Below are 16819 nucleotides of genomic sequence, written 5' to 3'. Positions count from 1 at the left end.
GCTCATAAAATACGGCAGGCAAAGGCAAGGCGGCCATTCTAGCTGATCAACAGGGTTGTCATTGATCCATGACAACCGGGTGTGGAATTTCCTCCGGCGCAGCACCGTCCAATCCGCTAGTCTTGCCTCATTCTGGAACGGAGCCGCCCATGTTCGAATCTGCCGAAATCGGTCACGCCATCGACAAAGAAACCTACGACGCCGAAGTGCCGGCCTTGCGCGAAGCGCTGCTGGAAGTGCAGTACGAACTGCAGCAGCAGAAGCGCTTCCCGGTGATCATCCTGATCAATGGCATCGAAGGCGCCGGCAAGGGCGAAACCGTCAAACTGCTGAATGAGTGGATGGACCCGCGCCTGATCGAAGTGCGCACCTTCGACCAGCAGACCGACGAAGAACTGGCCCGCCCACCGGCCTGGCGCTACTGGCGCCAGCTGCCGGCGAAAGGTCGCATGGGGGTCTTTTTTGGCAACTGGTACAGCCAGATGCTGCAGAGTCGCGTCCACGGCGAGATCAAGGATGCGCGGCTCGACCAGGCCATCGCCGGTGCCGAGCGCCTGGAAAAGATGCTGTGTGACGAAGGCGCGCTGATCTTCAAGTTCTGGTTTCACCTCTCCAAGAAGCAAATGAAATCCCGCCTCAAGGCCTTGCAGGACGACCCACTGCACAGCTGGCGCATCAGTCCGTTGGACTGGCAGCAGTCAAAGACCTACGACAAGTTTGTGCATTTCGGTGAGCGGATCCTGCGCCGCACCAGCCGTGACTATGCGCCGTGGTACGTGATCGAAGGTGTCGATGCGCATTACCGTGGGCTGACCGTTGGCAAGATCCTGCTGGAAGGCCTGCAAAATGCGTTGAAAGTGTCCAAGGCTAAAACCAGCGGCATGAACCCGGCGCCGCTGCCGTCGGCGGTTGACCAGATGAGCCTGCTGAACAGCCTGGACATGAGCCTGAGCCTTGAAAAGGACGATTACGAAGAACAACTGATTACCGAGCAGGCGCGGTTCTCCGGGCTGATGCGTGACAAGCGCATGCGCAAGCACGCGTTGGTGACGGTATTCGAAGGCAACGACGCGGCGGGCAAGGGCGGGGCGATCCGCCGCGTGGCGGCAGCCCTCGATCCCCGGCAGTACCACATCGTACCGATTGCCGCGCCCAGCGAAGACGAACGCGCCCAGCCTTACCTGTGGCGTTTCTGGCAGAAAATTCCGGCGCGGGGCATGTTCACCGTGTTCGACCGCTCCTGGTACGGCCGAGTGCTGGTGGAACGCATCGAAGGCTTCTGCACGCCGACGGACTGGATGCGCGCCTACGGCGAGATCAATGACTTTGAAGAGCAACTGCGGGATGCCGGGGTGATCGTGGTCAAGTTCTGGCTGGCGATCGACAAGCAGACGCAGCTGGAGCGGTTCCAGGCCCGCGAGGAAATCCCGTTCAAACGCTTCAAGATCACCGAGGACGACTGGCGCAACCGCGACAAGTGGGACGACTACCGGGCGGCGGTGGGCGACATGGTGGACCGCACCAGCACCGAGATTGCCCCGTGGACGCTGGTCGAGGCGAATGACAAGCGCTGGGCGCGGGTGAAGGTGTTGCGCACCATCAACCGGGCGCTGGAGGAAGCGTTCGACAAGACAGACAAGCATGACAAGAAGGGCAAGAAGAAGTAGCGCCATGCTTTTGCATACGCGGGATGAATGATTGTCGCGGTTGAAGAGGGCGGGATCTATGCTCGGTCCATCTCTCAACAACCCCAACAATAGAGGTAGCCCATGCGTGAAGTAGTGATCGTCGACAGCGTGCGAACCGGCCTGGCCAAGTCCTTTCGCGGCAAGTTCAACCAGACCCGTCCCGATGACATGGCTGCCCATTGCGTCAACGCGCTGCTGACCCGCAACGGCATCGACCCGGCCACGGTCGAGGATTGCATCGTCGGTGCCGGCTCCAACGAAGGTGCCCAGGGTTACAACATCGGCCGTAACGTGGCGGTGTTGTCGCAACTGGGCACCGGTACGGCGGGCATGACCCTCAACCGTTTCTGTTCCTCGGGCTTGCAGGCGATCGCCATTGCGGCCAACCAGATTGCTTCCGGTTGCAGCGACATCATTGTGGCCGGCGGGGTTGAGTCCATCAGTTTGACCATGAAAAGCGTGAACACCGATAACCTGATCAATCCGTTGCTCAAGGAGCAGGTACCGGGTATCTATTTCCCTATGGGGCAGACCGCGGAAATTGTTGCGCGGCGGTATCACGTGAGTCGTGAAGAGCAGGATTTGTATGCGCTGCAAAGCCAGCAGCGTACGGCCCAGGCCCAGGCTGACGGGTTGTTTGATGATGAAATTGTGCCGATGGCGGTGAAGTACAAGGTTGAGGACAAGAACACCGGGGCGGTGCAGGTGTTGGATGGGGTGGTGGACCGTGATGACTGCAATCGTCCGGATACGACCTTGGCCAGTCTTGCGGGTTTGAAGCCGGTGTTTGCCGAGGATGGGTCGGTGACGGCGGGGAATTCGTCGCAGTTGTCTGATGGGGCTTCCATGACACTGGTGATGAGCCTGGAGAAGGCCCTGGAATTGGGGCTGAAGCCGAAGGCGTTTTTCCGTGGGTTTACGGTGGCGGGGTGTGAGCCGGATGAGATGGGGATTGGGCCGGTGTTTTCGGTGCCCAAGTTGCTCAAGGCTCGGGGGCTGACGGTGGCGGATATTGATTTGTGGGAGCTGAATGAGGCGTTTGCTTCGCAGTGTCTGTATGCGCGTAATCGGCTGGAAATTGATAATGCGAAGTACAACGTCAACGGTGGGTCGATTTCCATTGGTCACCCGTTTGGGATGACGGGGTCGCGGCAGGTGGGGCACCTGGTGCGTGAGTTGCAGCGGCGGAAGGTGCGTTACGGCATCGTTACCATGTGCGTTGGGGGTGGGATGGGGGCTACTGGGTTGTTTGAGGCGGTGCGGTAGGTTGGGAGGTTGGGGGTATATCCGTTATTTAGGTAACGGCCACTTATGGTTCCGCTCTTACAGCGGGTCACTTTTAAAAAGCGCAAAAGTAACCAAAACGCTCTGCCCCGCCTGTCGGCACCTCGCCTAGGCTCGGTGTGCCCTCAGCTCCGGCATTGCTCCGCGGGCCGCCGCGACGGGCCATCCATGGCCCGGCGCGGCTAAACCGGCATCCTGCCGGTTTACCCGCTCCGCACTGCCTGCGTTCGGCCTCGGGCTGAATGGGGCAGTCAGATCAAAATCAAAAGCAGATCAAAAGCAGAGCACAGCGGCCTCCCGGCCGGCTTGAGTGTTAGAAGCAGAGGCAAGATCGAGAGCGAAAGCAGGGCTGCTTTTCTGTGGGAGCGGGCTTGCTCGCGAAGAACCTGAGACCGCCGCGTTCATCCAGAATACCCACGTCATCGTTAACGACCTTCGCGAGCAAGCCCGCTCCCACATTTGGACCGTGCCCGCTTTAGATTCTGATTTTGCTGTTGCTGTTGCTGTTGCTGTTGCTGTTGCTGTTGCTTCACCACACTCAAGCCGGCCTGTAGGCCGCTGTGCTCTTGATCTGCTTTTGATCTTGATCTTAGGCGCCCCGTTAAACCACGCTGGCCGAACGCAGGCTTTGGAGCGTGGGTAACCCGGCAGGACGCCGGGTTAGCCGCGCTGGGCCAAGGATGGCCCATCGCGGCGGCCCACGGTCCAAAGCCGGAGTGAGGGCACACCGAGCCTAGGCGAGGTGCCGAGTGGTGGGGCAAGAGCCTTTTGGTTACTTTTGGGCTCCTTTCAAAAGTGACCCGCTGTAAGAGCGGAACCAATACAAGCCATCACCCAAAAAACGGATATACACCCACCCCCCGCGTCCCCCTAGAATGCACCTCCTCCACCTCATGCATTCGGGGCATTCATGCACATCTCATCGGGCCGTTGGGTCTACGGTTTATCCCTGGCCCTGCTGACCGCGCTGCTCTGGGGCATCCTGCCGATCAAACTCAAACAGGTCTTGCAGGTGATGGACCCCGTCACCGTCACCTGGTTTCGCCTGGTGGTCTCCGGCAGTTGCCTGTTTATCTACCTCGCCGCCGTAAGACGTTTGCCCAGTTGGCGCTCCCTTGGCCCCAAAGGCGCCTGGCTGGTAGCAATCGCCGTGTGCGGCCTGATGGGCAACTACGTGCTCTACCTCGTGGGCCTGAAACTGCTAAGCCCCGGCACCGCGCAATTGGTGGTGCAGGTGGGCCCGATCTTCCTGATGATCGCCAGCGTCTTCGTGTTCAAGGAACGCTTCAGCCTGGGCCAGGGCGTGGGCCTGCTGGTGCTGATCACCGGCTTCGGCCTGTTCTTCAACCAGCGCCTGACCGAACTGCTGACCTCCCTGGGCAGCTACACCGCCGGCGTACTGACGATCCTCCTGGCCACCACCATCTGGACCTTCTACGCCCTGGGCCAGAAGCAGTTGTTGACCGTGTGGAATTCGTTGCAGGTGATGATGGTGATCTACCTGTGCTGCGCGCTGTTGCTGACGCCCTGGGCGCACCCGATGGAAGCGCTGCAACTGAGCCCGCTGCAAGGCTGGCTGCTGCTGGCCTGCTGCTTCAATACGCTGATTGCCTACGGCGCATTCGCCGAAGCCCTGGCCCACTGGGAAGCCTCGCGCGTCAGCGCCACCCTGGCGCTGACGCCATTGGTGACCTTCGTCGCGGTGGCAGTGGCCGCGTGGATGTGGCCCGACTACGTGCACGCCGAAGACATCAACGCCCTCGGCTACGGCGGGGCCGTGCTGGTGGTGCTGGGTTCCGCAACGGTCGCGCTGGCGCCATCGTTGTTCGCCGGGCTCAGGGCCCGGCGTGCACGGTTGGCGTCTTAATGACCGGCTTCCAGCATGTTTTCCGGACGCACCCACTGGTCGAACTCTTCATCCGTGAGGTAGCCCAGCTTGAGCGCCGCCTCCCGTAAGGTCAGCCCTTCGGCATAGGCCTTCTTGGCAATCTCGGCGGACTTGTCGTAGCCGATGTGCGGGTTCAGCGCAGTCACCAGCATCAGGCCACGCTCAAGGTGCGCGGCCATTTGCTCGGCGTCGGGTTCGAGGCCAGCGATGCAGTGCTCCTGGAAGTTGCTGCAACCGTCAGCCAGCAGGCGGATCGACTCCAGCAGGTTGTGGATGATCACCGGCTTGTACACGTTCAACTGCAAATGGCCCTGGCTGGCGGCGAAACCGATGGTCACGTCGTTGCCCAGCACCTGGCAGGCCAGCATCGACAGGGCTTCGCATTGGGTCGGGTTGACCTTGCCGGGCATGATCGAACTGCCCGGTTCATTTGCCGGTAACTTGACTTCCGCCAGCCCGGCACGCGGGCCGGAACCCAGCAGGCGCAGGTCGTTGGCGATTTTCATCAGGGCCACGGCCAGGGTTTTGAGTGCACCGTGCAAGGTGGTCAATGGCTCATGGCCGGACAGCGCGGCGAATTTGTTCGGCGCGGTGACAAACGGCAGGCCCGACAGCGCGGCCAATTCCGAAGCAATCGCTTCGCCAAACCCGTGAGGCGAGTTGAGCCCGGTGCCGACGGCAGTACCGCCCTGGGCCAGTTCGCAGACGGCGGGCAGGGCGCTGCGGATCGCGCGTTCGGCGTAATCCAGTTGCGCTATAAAGGCTGAAACTTCCTGGCCAAAGGTGATCGGCGTGGCGTCCATCATGTGGGTGCGGCCGGTTTTCACCAGTTTCATGTGGCGCGCCGACAATTCTGCCAGGCCGCCGGACAGTTCACGGATGGCCGGCAACAGCTTCTCGGTGACCGCCTGCACGGCGGCGATGCTCATGGCGGTGGGGAAGCAGTCGTTGGAGCTCTGGGAGCGGTTCACATGATCGTTGGGGTGAACCGGGCTCTTGCCGCCACGGGGCTTGCCCGCCAGCTCGTTGGCGCGGCCGGCGATCACTTCGTTGGCGTTCATGTTGCTCTGGGTACCGCTGCCGGTCTGCCACACCACCAGGGGGAACTGGTCGTCGTGTTCGCCGGCCAGCACTTCGTCGGCGGCCTGTTCGATCAGCCGGGCGATGTCGGCGGGCAGGTCGCCATTGCGGTCGTTGACCCGGGCCGCAGCCTTCTTGATCAGGGCCAGGGCGTGCAGCACGGCGAGGGGCATGCGCTGGTCGCCGATGGCGAAGTTCACCAGCGAGCGTTGGGTCTGCGCACCCCAGTAAGCGTCATCCGGGACTTGCACTTCTCCCAGGCTGTCGGTTTCGATACGGCTCATCGGGCACACTCCTTCAGGTTCGTTTGCGCAGTTTAGGCCGTGATGGACCTTGAGGGTTCCATTAAAGACTTTTCATCGGATTATGTACCGCAAAACCAGGCCCCATAAGGCGTGGGGTTGAGCCGCGGCGTTTTTTAGGCGCAGAATGGGCGCCCTTGGGGTCTTACCTCGCCTGCTAGAAAAGGAAACTCGATGACTCGTCTTCGTGCCATCTGTACCGCGGTTGCTCTGGTATGTGCCAGCGGCCAGGTTTTTGCCGATACCGCCAGCCACAACGCCAGTGCCGAAGCCTTCCTTACCCTGGCCCATGCCGACAAGCTGGGTACCCCGGTGTACATGCAAGTGCAGCAAATGTTCGCTCAGCGTTTCGAGCAGACCAAGGCGCCTGCTTCCAAGCAAACCGTTCTGGACACCTACCAGGCCAAGGCCAACACCGCCCTGGACCAGGCCATTGGCTGGAACAAGCTCAAGCCGGACATGATCAAGCTGTACACCAGTAACTTCAGCGAATCCGAGCTCAAGGACCTGGTTGCGTTCTACCAGTCGCCATTGGGCAAGAAAGTCCTGGAAAAAATGCCTCAGCTGACCCAGCAATCGGCCCAGATGACCCAGGCCAAGCTGGAAAGCGCGGTACCTGTGGTGAACAAGCTGCTGGAAGACATGACCAACGAGCTGACGCCAAAAGCCCCGGCCCCGGCCAAGAAGAAGTAAACAGGAATGACCATGCAACAGCGTATCGAATCGGCACTCGTCGCCCTGAGCCCGGAACACTTGAGCGTGCTGGATGAAAGCCATATGCACAGCCGTGGGTTGCAGACCCACTTCAAGGCCGTGCTGGTCAGCCAGCAGTTCGAGGGGCTCAACCGCGTCAAGCGCCACCAGAAGGTCTATGCCACGCTGGGTGACCTGATGAGCGAATTCCATGCGTTGGCGCTGCATACCTACACGCCTGAAGAATGGGCGAAAATCGACGCAGCCCCGGCCTCGCCGACCTGCGCCGGCGGACATTGATGGGTATCGACTGAACTCCCCTGTAGGAGCGAGCTTGCTCGCGAAAAACCTGAGAGCGCCGTTGGGTTTCAGGTGTTCCGCGTCACCGTTGACGTCCTTCGCGAGCAAGCTCGCTCCTACAGTTAACGGTTTATCCCTGATAGAATCCGCAACGCGCCGCTTAGTCGGCGCGTTTTTTTTGCATCCGGTTCACCCTTTACGAGGGTAGCCACCTGGAGAGAACACCCATGACTCAACCAATCGTCGTGGCGGCACTGTATAAGTTCGTCACCCTCGAAGATTACGTTGCCCTGCGCGAGCCACTGCTGCAGGCGATGGTCGACAACGGCATCAAAGGCACCTTGCTGATCGCCGAAGAAGGCATCAACGGCACCGTTTCCGGTAGCCGCGAAGGCATTGATGGCTTGATGGCCTGGCTCAAGAACGACCCACGCATGGACGACATCGACCACAAAGAGTCGTACTGCGACGAGCAGCCGTTCTACCGCACCAAGGTCAAGCTCAAGAAAGAGATCGTGACCCTGGGCGTCGAAGGCGTTGACCCGAACAAAAAAGTCGGCACCTACGTCAATCCGCAAGACTGGAATGCGCTGATCAGCGACCCGGAAGTGCTGCTGATCGATACCCGCAACGACTACGAAGTGTCCATCGGCACCTTTGCAGGCGCGATCGACCCGAAAACCACCAGCTTTCGCGAATTTCCCGACTACATCAAAGCCAACTTCGATCCGGCCAAGCACAAGAAAGTCGCCATGTTCTGCACCGGCGGCATTCGTTGCGAAAAAGCCTCGAGCTATATGCTCAGCGAAGGTTTTGACGAGGTGTACCACCTCAAGGGTGGCATCCTGAAGTACCTTGAAGAGGTGCCGCAGGAAGAAACCAAATGGCAGGGCGACTGCTTTGTATTCGACAATCGCGTGACCGTGCGCCACGACTTGAGCGAAGGCGACTACGATCAATGTCATGCCTGCCGCACACCGATCAGCGCCTCCGACCGTGCATCCGAACACTATGTGGCCGGCATCAGTTGCCCGCATTGCTGGGATAAGCTTTCCGAGAAGACTCGTCGCAGTGCGATCGACCGGCAGAAGCAGATTGAACTGGCCAAGGCCCGCAACTTGCCGCACCCGATTGGCTACAACTACAAGCAATCCCCATCCTCCGAGGCCTGAGCCATGTCCGCGCGCCTGCTCTATGTAATGGATCCGATGTGTTCATGGTGCTGGGGCTTCGCTCCGGTGGCCAAGGCGTTGGTTGAGCAGGCCCAGGCCGCAGGCGTGGAGCTGCACCTGGTGGTGGGCGGTTTGCGCACCGGCAGTGGCGCGGCGCTGGAACCGACCACCCGGCGCTATATTCTTGAGCACTGGCAGGCGGTCACCGACGCCACCGGCCAGCCGTTCAAGCGGGAGGGCGCGTTGCCTGACGGATTTGTCTACGACACCGAGCCGGCTTGCCGCGCCGTGGTCACGGCCCGCAGCCTGGCGCCGGATTGCGCGTGGAAACTGCTGGGCCTGATCCAGCAGGCGTTCTACGTTGAAGGTCGCGACGTGACCCGCGCCGACGTGCTGGTGGAGTTGGCCGAGACGGCCGGCGTGCCGCGTATCGAATTCGCCGAAGCCTTCGACCGGGCCGATCAGCACGCGGCCACCGCGGCGGATTTCACCTGGGTTCAGGATTTGGGCATCGCCGGTTTCCCGACCTTGCTGGCTGAGCGCAATGGGCAGTTGGCGCTGCTTACCAATGGCTATCAGCCGCTGTCCGAGTTGTCGCCGCTGCTGAGTCGTTGGCTGGAGCGAGCTGCCTGTGCATGATCAGCCCGATCCGGTCGAACAACCCAAGCGCGTCGACCGGCTGACCTGGGCGGAAGTCCGCCGCCTGGCCCTGCATCACAAAAAATCCCTGTGGATCGCCAATGGGGTTGCCGTGCTGGCGACCCTGTGCAGTGTGCCGATCCCGTTGCTGTTGCCGTTGCTGGTGGACGAAGTACTGCTGGGCCACGGCGATGCGGCACTGAAAGTGATGAACCACGCGCTGCCCCTGGGTTGGCAGAAGGCCGCCGGCTATATCGGCCTGATGCTGCTGGTGACCTTGCTGTTGCGTTGCGGCGCCCTGGTGTTCAACGTGTTGCAGGCGCGGTTGTTTGCGCGGCTGGCCAAGGACATTGTCTATCGCATTCGCGTACGGCTGATCGAGCGCCTCAAGCGCATTTCCCTCAGCGAATACGAAAGCCTGGGCAGCGGCACGGTGACCACGCACCTGGTCACCGACCTGGACACGGTGGACAAATTCGTCGGCGAGACCCTCAGCCGATTCCTGGTGGCGATGCTCACGCTGGTGGGCACCTCCGGGATCCTGATGTGGATGCACTGGAAGCTGGCGCTGTTGATCCTGCTGTTCAACCCGCTGGTGATCTACGCCACCGTGCAGTTGGGCAAGCGGGTCAAGCACCTTAAGAAGCTGGAAAACGACAGCACCTCGCGGTTCACCCAGGCCCTCACCGAAACCCTCGATGCGATCCAGGAAGTGCGCGCCGGCAACCGCCAGGGCTTTTTCCTCGGGCGCTTGGGCCAGCGGGCCCAGGAAGTGCGGGACTTCGCCGTCAATTCCCAGTGGAAAAGCGACGCCTCCAGCCGCGCCAGTGGCTTGCTGTTCCAGTTCGGTATCGACATTTTCCGCGCGGCGGCCATGCTCACGGTGCTGTTTTCCGACCTGTCCATCGGCCAGATGCTCGCGGTGTTCAGCTACCTGTGGTTCATGATCAGCCCGGTGGAGCAGCTGTTGAACCTGCAATACGCCTACTACGCGGCGGGCGGGGCGCTGACGCGGATCAACGAACTGCTGGCCCGCGCCGACGAACCGCAATACGCGGGCGGTGCCGATCCGTTTACCGGGCGCGAGACCGTCGGCATCGAGGTGCGCGGCCTGAACTTCGGCTATGGCGAAGAGCTGGTGCTCGACCAGTTGAACCTGAACATTGCCCCGGGTGAAAAAGTCGCGATTGTCGGCGCCAGCGGCGGCGGCAAAAGTACCCTGGTGCAACTGTTGCTGGGGCTGTATACGCCGCAGGCAGGCAGCATCCGTTTTGGTGGCTTGACCCAGCAGGAAATCGGCCTGGAGACGATTCGCGAGAACGTCTCCGTGGTGCTGCAACACCCGGCGCTGTTCAACGATACGGTGCGCGCCAACCTGACCATGGGCCGCGAACGCAGCGACCAGGCCTGCTGGCAGGCGCTGGAAATTGCCCAACTGGATGCGACTGTCAGGGCGCTGCCGCTGGGCCTGGACAGCGTGGTCGGGCGCTCCGGCGTACGCTTCTCCGGCGGCCAGCGTCAGCGCCTGGCCATTGCACGGATGGTGCTCGCGGAGCCAAAAGTGGTAATACTCGACGAAGCCACCTCGGCCCTGGATGCGGCAACCGAATACAATCTGCACCAGGCGCTGGCGCGGTTTCTCACTGGCCGTACCACCTTGATCATCGCCCACAGGCTGTCGGCGGTAAAACAGGCGGATCGGGTATTGGTGTTTGATGGCGGGCATATTGCCGAGGATGGCGACCATCAGCAGCTCATTGCTGACGGTGGCTTGTACGCCAAACTTTACGGACACTTGCAACAAGTGCGGTGATTTAGCCTACGCTGAGCTATCAGGAGCGGTTTTCACTCGCGTGCGTATTTTAGTTGTGCATGTGCAAGGGACCTCATGAAGCAAAAGCAGACTCTCGGAACCCCTCGGTTGTTGGGCATCGTGTGGCCCTTTATTGCCGTCGTACTGTTCCAGGCATTGTTAGGCTGCGTCAGTCTCTACGTGCTCTCGGCGGTGCGCGGCTATGTGGCAGGCGAAAGCCTGTGGTCCAAGGGCCAGAAAGACGCGATCTTTTACCTGACGCTGTACGCCGACAACCGCAACGAAGCCACCTTCCTCAAATACCAGAACGCGATTGCCGTACCCCAGGGCGGGCATGAGCTGCGCGTGGCCCTCGACCGCCCGACCCCGGACCTGAGCGCCGCACGCTCGGGCATCCTCAAGGGGGGCAACCACCGTGACGACGTTTCCAGCCTGATCTGGCTATACCTCAACTTTCGCCATTTCAGTTACTTGGAAAAGGCCATCGAGCTGTGGACGGTGGGCGACGGCTATTTGTTGCAACTGGACGATCTGGCGCAGGAGATGCACCGGGCGATCCTGGCCAATCAGGTCAGCAGCGCCGACGTGCACGCCTGGAAGGAACGGATTTTCGCCATCAACGACGGCGTGACCCCGGCCGCCAAAGCCTTCAGTGACGCCCTGGGCGAAGGCTCGCGGATGATTCTGCGCCTGCTGCTGGTGACCAACCTGGCCACGGCGCTGGGCTTGATCGTGCTGGCGCTGTTGCGCACCCACAAGCTGCTGGCCCAGCGGCACGCGTTTGCCGACGCGCTGCAGTTAGAGAAGGAGCGGGCGCAGATAACCCTGGAGTCAATTGGCGACGGGGTAATCACCACCGATGTCGACGGCGCCATTGCGTATATGAACCCGGCCGCCGAAGCCCTGACCCACTGGAAAGGCGCCCAGGCCCAGGGGTTGCCGCTGGCAGCGCTGTTCAACCTGCTGGATGAGAATGCCCAGGCCGACGGCTTTACCTTGATCGAACGCATATTGGGCGGCCAGCTCGGCGGGGGCAGCGAGCATTCAAAGCTGATTCAGCGTCTGGACGGCACCACCGTGTCCGTCACCCTGGTGGGCGCGCCGATCCGCAGTGCTGGCAAAGTCGTCGGCGCGGTGCTGGTGCTGCACGACATGACCCAGGAGCGCCAGTACATCGCCAACCTGTCCTGGCAGGCGACCCACGATGCCTTGACCGGCCTGGCCAACCGGCGCGAGTTTGAGTTCCGCCTGGAGCAGGTGCTGCACAACGTCGGGCGCCAGCAAAGCGGGCGCCATGCCTTGATGTTCCTTGACCTTGACCAGTTCAAGCTGGTCAACGACACCTGCGGGCATGCCGCCGGGGATGAGCTGTTGCGGCATATCTGCGCGCTGCTGCAGTCGGATCTGCGCGAAGGCGACACCCTGGCCCGGCTGGGCGGCGACGAGTTCGGCATCCTGCTGGAAAACTGTCCGGCACAGGTGGCGGAAAAAATCGCCGAAAGCCTGCGCCATACCGTGCAGAGCCTGCATTTTGTGTGGAAGGGCAGGCCGTTTGTCACCACCGTGAGTATCGGCCTGGTGCACATCACCCAAGCCCCGACCACCCTGGAAACCTCCCTGCGGGCTGCCGACATGGCGTGCTACATGGCCAAGGAAAAGGGCCGCAACCGCGTGCAGGTGTATCACGCCGATGACTCGGAATTGTCCCTGCGTTTTGGCGAGATGGCCTGGGTGCAGCGCCTGCATATGGCCCTGGAAGAGAACCGCTTTTGCCTGTACGCCCAGGAAATTGCGCCGCTGGGGCACACCGAGCATGGCAATGGGCATATCGAAATCCTGCTGCGCCTGCATGACGAGGCGGGGCGGATCATCCTGCCGAACAGTTTTATCCCGGCGGCCGAGCGTTACGGTTTGATGACATCGCTGGATCGCTGGGTGGTGGAGAACGTGTTCAAGATCGTCGCGGGCTGTATGCGTGAGCGCCCGGCCCGGCCTATGGCTATGTGTGCGATCAATCTGTCAGGCATTACCATCGGCGATGAGGACTTTCTCGGGTTCTTGCGTGAGAAATTCAGCGCGTATGGCATTCCGCCAGAAATGATTTGTTTTGAAATTACAGAAACCAGCGCTATCGCGAATTTGGGTAGTGCAATTCGTTTTATCAACGAACTCAAAGAGTTAGGGTGCCATTTCTCCCTCGATGACTTCTGCGCCGGGATGTCCTCGTTCGCATATCTTAAACATTTACCTGTAGACTTCTTGAAGATCGATGGAAGTTTCGTAAAGGATATGCTGGACGACCCGATTAACCGCGCTATGGTCGAAGTGATCAATCACATCGGTCATGTCATGGGTAAGCGCACAATTGCCGAATTTGTCGAGACACCCCAGATCGAACAAGCCTTGCTTGAGATCGGGGTCGACTACGCTCAGGGATACCTGATCGAGCGACCGCAGTTGTTTACCTTTGATAGTTTGCAGTGTCGACCTGTGCGACCGCAGCCTCTGTTATTCAAGGCGCCTGGCACGTTCCGATGAAACATTTGCTGGTCTGTACATATCACACATCAAAAGGAGCCCGACAGTGATCGACACATTCAACAGAACCGGCCCGCTTATGGAAGCCTCGAGTTACCCCGCCTGGGCACAACAGCTGATCCAGGCTTGTAGCGAGAGCAAGCGCCGCGTTGTCGAACACGAACTGTACCAGCGCATGCGCGATAACAAGCTCAGCGCCAAGACCATGCGCCACTATCTGATTGGTGGCTGGCCAGTGGTTGAACAGTTTGCGTTGTACATGGCACAGAACCTCACCAAGACCAAATTTGCCCGCCATCCTGGGGAGGACATGGCGCGCCGCTGGCTGATGCGCAATATTCGCGTGGAACTCAACCATGCCGATTATTGGGTGCATTGGGCGCGTGCCCATGGTGTCAGCCTGGAAGAGTTGCAGGCACAGGAAGTGCCACCGGAGCTGCATGCACTCAGCCATTGGTGCTGGCACACCAGCTCGGCCGATTCGCTGATTGTCGCGATTGCCGCCACCAACTACGCCATTGAGGGGGCCACTGGGGAGTGGTCCGCCGTGGTGTGTTCCACCGGCGTCTATGCTGCGGCTTTCCCTGAGGAAGACCGCAAGCGCGCCATGAAGTGGCTGAAGATGCATGCCCAGTACGATGATGCTCACCCGTGGGAAGCGCTGGAAATCATTTGCACCCTGGCCGGCATGAACCCGACCCAGGCTCTGCAGGTAGAGCTGCGTCAGGCGGTGTGCAAGAGCTACGACTACATGTACCTGTTCCTGGAACGCTGCATGCAGTTGGAAAAATCGGCGACTGCCACCCGTAAACAACCCACCCTGGTTGCCAGCGAAGCATAAACCGCGTGATGGCGGGGCTGCCGTGAATTAAAGCGGTTACCCCGCCATTGCCAGGCGATTGCGGCCTTCGCGCTTGGCCACATACAAGGCGTTGTCCGCCCGGCGCAATACGCTCTCGGCGGACTCTCCTGCCAGCAAGGTCGAGCAACCCAGGCTCACCGTCAATTCGATACGTTCATCATCCGCCCAGTATTCCTGGGCCTGTGCCGCATGGCGCAGGCGCTCACCGACCATCGACGCCGCATCCCGGCCGGTGTTGGACAGCAGGATCAGAAACTCTTCTCCGCCAAACCGAAACACCATATCCACATTGCGCAGCTGGCTCTTGATCGAGGCGGCAACGGCCTTGAGCACCTTGTCGCCCGTGGCATGGCCGTGGGTGTCGTTGATGTGTTTGAAGTGGTCGATGTCCAGCATCAGCAAGGACAGCGGCTGCAGGTGCCGGCGGGCCATGTCGATTTCCCGTTGCAGGGTCTGATCCATGGCGATGCGGTTACCGGTTTCGGTCAGCGGGTCGCGCAGGGCGCTGCGGGTCGCCGCGCGGTAGAGCAGGGCGTTGCGCATCGGGTAGAGCAGGGTGGCCAGCAGTGATTCCAGGTTGGCCAACTCGTCTTCCATGAAGCGTTGGTTGCGCCGAAACACCAGTTCGCCGAGGTGCTCGCCTTCGTGGCTGAGGGCATAGCTCACCGAATGATGGCCGCGATGGCCATATTCCAGGCGCAGGTCGCTGGCTTCGTGACGGTATTGCAGGGCGTCCAGTGGCACCAGGCGTTGGATCTCGCGGAAGAACAGCGCGAGGATGTGCTCCGGCTCCAGGCTGGTTTGCAATTGCATGCCCAGTTGCTGGCGAAGTTGCACAACGGTGGTGGGGCGGCGTGTAAGAAGGGAAGGCTGACCAAAGCCCAGTCGTTGCAATTTGGCGCTGTCGAAGTCAATTGCGTTGGTCTGGGTCGGTGTTTTCATAAGTGTATGAGCCTCTAAGCACAAAACTGTCTTACAGGCTGGGTGAGAGCGTCGTACTGTTCCTTCAGTTCCGTAGGACTGACGTATAGTCTAGCCCGGTTTGCTGAAGGGTATAACTGCCGCACGTCTTATAGCCGGGGCTGCGTTGCCGCAAGCCCCGGCGTGGGGCCTATTGTTTTTGCGGATCAAACTGCTTGTCGCGGATGAACAGCGCCGGGATCACCCCGCAGATAAAGTACGCGCCGCCCATTACCAAAAATCCTACGCCGATCGAGCCATGGGACGCCAGGAAGCCAATGGCGGCCGGTGCCACCGCTGCGCCAATTCGGCCAATGTTGTAGGCCCCGCCCACCGCTGAGCCGCGAAATTTCGCTTCGAAGCTTTCGGTCATGTAGGTCGCATTCACGCCGTAGGGAATGCCGTACAGGAAGCCGAACACAATCAGCATCCACAGGATGTTGTCCGGGCTCTGGAACAGCACGATCACCGGCAGGAAAATCGCCGTGCCCAACGCGCCGACGGCGAATACCAGGCGCCGGCCCAGGCGGTCTGCCGCGAGCCCGGCGAGGATCTTGCCGAAAATCATCGCTGCGTAGGTGCCGACCATGTAGCTGGTCATCGACTTGAAGTTCATCCCCAGTTCGCCTTCCAGGTACGACGGCATCCAGTTATTGACGCCGTAGTAGCCGAACTGCAGGAAGCCCGCGGTCAGCGCCCAGAGGATAAACATGCGGCTGGCTTTCGGGTCGCTGAAGATCAGCTTGAACATGCCGTCGGGTTTCTTCGCCGACACGCGCTTGATGCCCTCGGCCTTTTCCCGGGCGCGTTCGGCCTGGGCCTTGATCCAGGCTTGGGGCTCCGGCACCAGGCGTTGCATCAGCACGGCGAGGATCACTGGGATGATCGCCACGTAGAACAGCCAGCGCCAGCCGTGGTTCGGCAGGATCCAGCCCGCGAGCAAGGTGGCGACGATGTAACCCACCGACCAGCCGGCCTGCAGGGTGCCGAGCACGGTGGTGCGATAGCGGGTCGGCACGTATTCGGCCATCAGCGTGTTGCACGCGACATACAGCGCGCCCAGCCCGAGGGAGGCGAAGAAGCGTGTGCTCGCAAACTGCCAATAGCTGTGGGTCATGCCCAGTATCGCCGTGCCGGCGGAGAACAGCACGATGCTCCAGACCACGGTTTTCACCCGGCCAAAACGGTCACAGGCCCAGCCGCCGTAAATCCCGCCGATGGCCATCCCGGCCAGGGTGAAACTGCCCAGGCTGCCGGCTTCGACACTGGTCAGGCCAAACTCGGCCTTGAGGCTGCTGAGGCTGTAGGACAGCAGCATCAAGTCGGCACCGTCGATCAGCAGGCCGAGGAAGCAGAAGATGAAAACAATGATCCACAGGTTGTTTTTCGCGGGCGACAACGCACCCGCCTGAGTGGCGACTTCCATAGCGATACCTTGTTGTAGTTGTTAGGGCACTGGGTATGGGTGTTGCAGTTAATGGGTTGGAACACGGTCAAAATGTGGGAGCGGGCTTGCTCGCGAATGCGGTGTATCAGCCACCGGATGCATCGACTGACACACCGCCTTCGCGAGCAAGCCCGCTCCCACATTAGTTCTGTG

Annotated in this window: 13 protein-coding genes; 10 read left to right on the top strand and 3 right to left on the bottom strand. The window is 60.8% G+C overall.

Features of this window, described 5'->3' with window-relative positions:
* Window positions 1–149 precede the first annotated feature (149 nt).
* The 3 genes from pap to HBJ59_RS00630 all read left to right on the top strand — a co-directional run bounded on the left by pap (window position 150) and on the right by HBJ59_RS00630 (window position 4839).
* The gene (gene pap / locus HBJ59_RS00640; RefSeq protein ID WP_076017412.1) at window positions 150–1667 is read left to right on the top strand and encodes a polyphosphate:AMP phosphotransferase; all 1518 of its coding nucleotides are present in this window, start codon (window positions 150–152) and stop codon (window positions 1665–1667) included.
* A 102-nt stretch (window positions 1668–1769) separates the two neighbouring features.
* On the top strand, window positions 1770–2954 hold the full coding sequence (locus tag HBJ59_RS00635; RefSeq protein WP_167662511.1) for a thiolase family protein: 1185 nt from the start codon (window positions 1770–1772) through the stop codon (window positions 2952–2954).
* Window positions 2955–3882: 928 nt separating this feature from the next.
* Window positions 3883–4839: a DMT family transporter gene (locus HBJ59_RS00630; RefSeq protein ID WP_167662510.1), complete on the top strand. Its 957-nt coding sequence runs from the start codon at window positions 3883–3885 to the stop codon at window positions 4837–4839.
* On the opposite strand, the gene HBJ59_RS00625 is transcribed toward HBJ59_RS00630, so the two are convergent.
* A complete protein-coding gene (locus HBJ59_RS00625; RefSeq protein ID WP_003216744.1) occupies window positions 4836–6224 on the bottom strand; it encodes a class II fumarate hydratase in 1389 nt (462 codons plus the stop codon). The genes HBJ59_RS00630 and HBJ59_RS00625 overlap by 4 nt on opposite strands.
* Before the next feature lie 192 nt (window positions 6225–6416).
* Between HBJ59_RS00625 and HBJ59_RS00620 the strand changes: the two genes are divergently transcribed.
* From HBJ59_RS00620 to HBJ59_RS00590, 7 genes are all read left to right on the top strand, one after another.
* Entirely contained in the window at window positions 6417–6935 is a 519-nt protein-coding gene (locus HBJ59_RS00620) for a DUF2059 domain-containing protein (protein ID WP_017476194.1), read from the top strand.
* Window positions 6936–6941: 6 nt separating this feature from the next.
* Window positions 6942–7235, top strand: a complete 294-nt coding sequence (locus HBJ59_RS00615; RefSeq protein WP_003216739.1) for a BolA family transcriptional regulator — start codon at window positions 6942–6944, stop codon at window positions 7233–7235.
* A 227-nt stretch (window positions 7236–7462) separates the two neighbouring features.
* Entirely contained in the window at window positions 7463–8407 is a 945-nt protein-coding gene (locus HBJ59_RS00610) for a rhodanese-related sulfurtransferase (protein WP_167662509.1), read from the top strand.
* A gap of 3 nt (window positions 8408–8410) precedes the next feature.
* Window positions 8411–9046, top strand: a complete 636-nt coding sequence (locus HBJ59_RS00605; protein WP_076014457.1) for a DsbA family protein — start codon at window positions 8411–8413, stop codon at window positions 9044–9046.
* Window positions 9039–10859, top strand: coding sequence for an ABC transporter ATP-binding protein (locus tag HBJ59_RS00600; protein WP_076014458.1), 1821 nt, complete (start codon window positions 9039–9041; stop codon window positions 10857–10859). Before HBJ59_RS00605 ends, HBJ59_RS00600 begins: the two co-directional genes overlap by 8 nt.
* Window positions 10860–10934: 75 nt before the next feature.
* The gene (locus HBJ59_RS00595; RefSeq protein WP_076014459.1) at window positions 10935–13397 is read left to right on the top strand and encodes an EAL domain-containing protein; all 2463 of its coding nucleotides are present in this window, start codon (window positions 10935–10937) and stop codon (window positions 13395–13397) included.
* Between the two features lie 79 nt (window positions 13398–13476).
* Window positions 13477–14238, top strand: a complete 762-nt coding sequence (locus HBJ59_RS00590) for a TenA family transcriptional regulator (protein WP_218585707.1) — start codon at window positions 13477–13479, stop codon at window positions 14236–14238.
* Between the two features lie 36 nt (window positions 14239–14274).
* Here the strand turns inward: HBJ59_RS00590 and HBJ59_RS00585 are convergent, their stop codons facing one another.
* Window positions 14275–15201, bottom strand: coding sequence for a GGDEF domain-containing protein (locus tag HBJ59_RS00585; protein ID WP_167662507.1), 927 nt, complete (start codon window positions 15199–15201; stop codon window positions 14275–14277).
* Between the two features lie 169 nt (window positions 15202–15370).
* Complete coding sequence (locus HBJ59_RS00580; protein ID WP_076014462.1) at window positions 15371–16645, bottom strand: MFS transporter; 1275 nt, start codon at window positions 16643–16645, stop codon at window positions 15371–15373.
* Between the last annotated feature and the right edge of the window lie 174 nt (window positions 16646–16819).

Source organism: Pseudomonas sp. AN3A02 (genome assembly GCF_011765255.1).
Taxonomy (GTDB): domain Bacteria; phylum Pseudomonadota; class Gammaproteobacteria; order Pseudomonadales; family Pseudomonadaceae; genus Aquipseudomonas.
This window is presented reverse-complemented; position numbering and strand designations above follow the sequence as displayed.

What these genes read in the sequence shown, in the direction of transcription:
- HBJ59_RS00595 (WP_076014459.1), top strand. Translation starts at nt 10,935, where the DNA reads ATGAAGCAAAAGCAGACTCTCGGAACCCCTCGGTTGTTGGGCATCGTG.
- HBJ59_RS00635 (WP_167662511.1), top strand. Translation starts at nt 1,770, where the DNA reads ATGCGTGAAGTAGTGATCGTCGACAGCGTGCGAACCGGCCTGGCCAAG.
- HBJ59_RS00610 (WP_167662509.1), top strand. Translation starts at nt 7,463, where the DNA reads ATGACTCAACCAATCGTCGTGGCGGCACTGTATAAGTTCGTCACCCTC.
- pap (WP_076017412.1), top strand. Translation starts at nt 150, where the DNA reads ATGTTCGAATCTGCCGAAATCGGTCACGCCATCGACAAAGAAACCTAC.
- HBJ59_RS00605 (WP_076014457.1), top strand. Translation starts at nt 8,411, where the DNA reads ATGTCCGCGCGCCTGCTCTATGTAATGGATCCGATGTGTTCATGGTGC.
- HBJ59_RS00580 (WP_076014462.1), bottom strand. Translation starts at nt 16,645, where the DNA reads ATGGAAGTCGCCACTCAGGCGGGTGCGTTGTCGCCCGCGAAAAACAAC.
- HBJ59_RS00615 (WP_003216739.1), top strand. Translation starts at nt 6,942, where the DNA reads ATGACCATGCAACAGCGTATCGAATCGGCACTCGTCGCCCTGAGCCCG.
- HBJ59_RS00625 (WP_003216744.1), bottom strand. Translation starts at nt 6,224, where the DNA reads ATGAGCCGTATCGAAACCGACAGCCTGGGAGAAGTGCAAGTCCCGGAT.
- HBJ59_RS00590 (WP_218585707.1), top strand. Translation starts at nt 13,477, where the DNA reads ATGGAAGCCTCGAGTTACCCCGCCTGGGCACAACAGCTGATCCAGGCT.
- HBJ59_RS00620 (WP_017476194.1), top strand. Translation starts at nt 6,417, where the DNA reads ATGACTCGTCTTCGTGCCATCTGTACCGCGGTTGCTCTGGTATGTGCC.
- HBJ59_RS00630 (WP_167662510.1), top strand. Translation starts at nt 3,883, where the DNA reads ATGCACATCTCATCGGGCCGTTGGGTCTACGGTTTATCCCTGGCCCTG.
- HBJ59_RS00585 (WP_167662507.1), bottom strand. Translation starts at nt 15,201, where the DNA reads ATGAAAACACCGACCCAGACCAACGCAATTGACTTCGACAGCGCCAAA.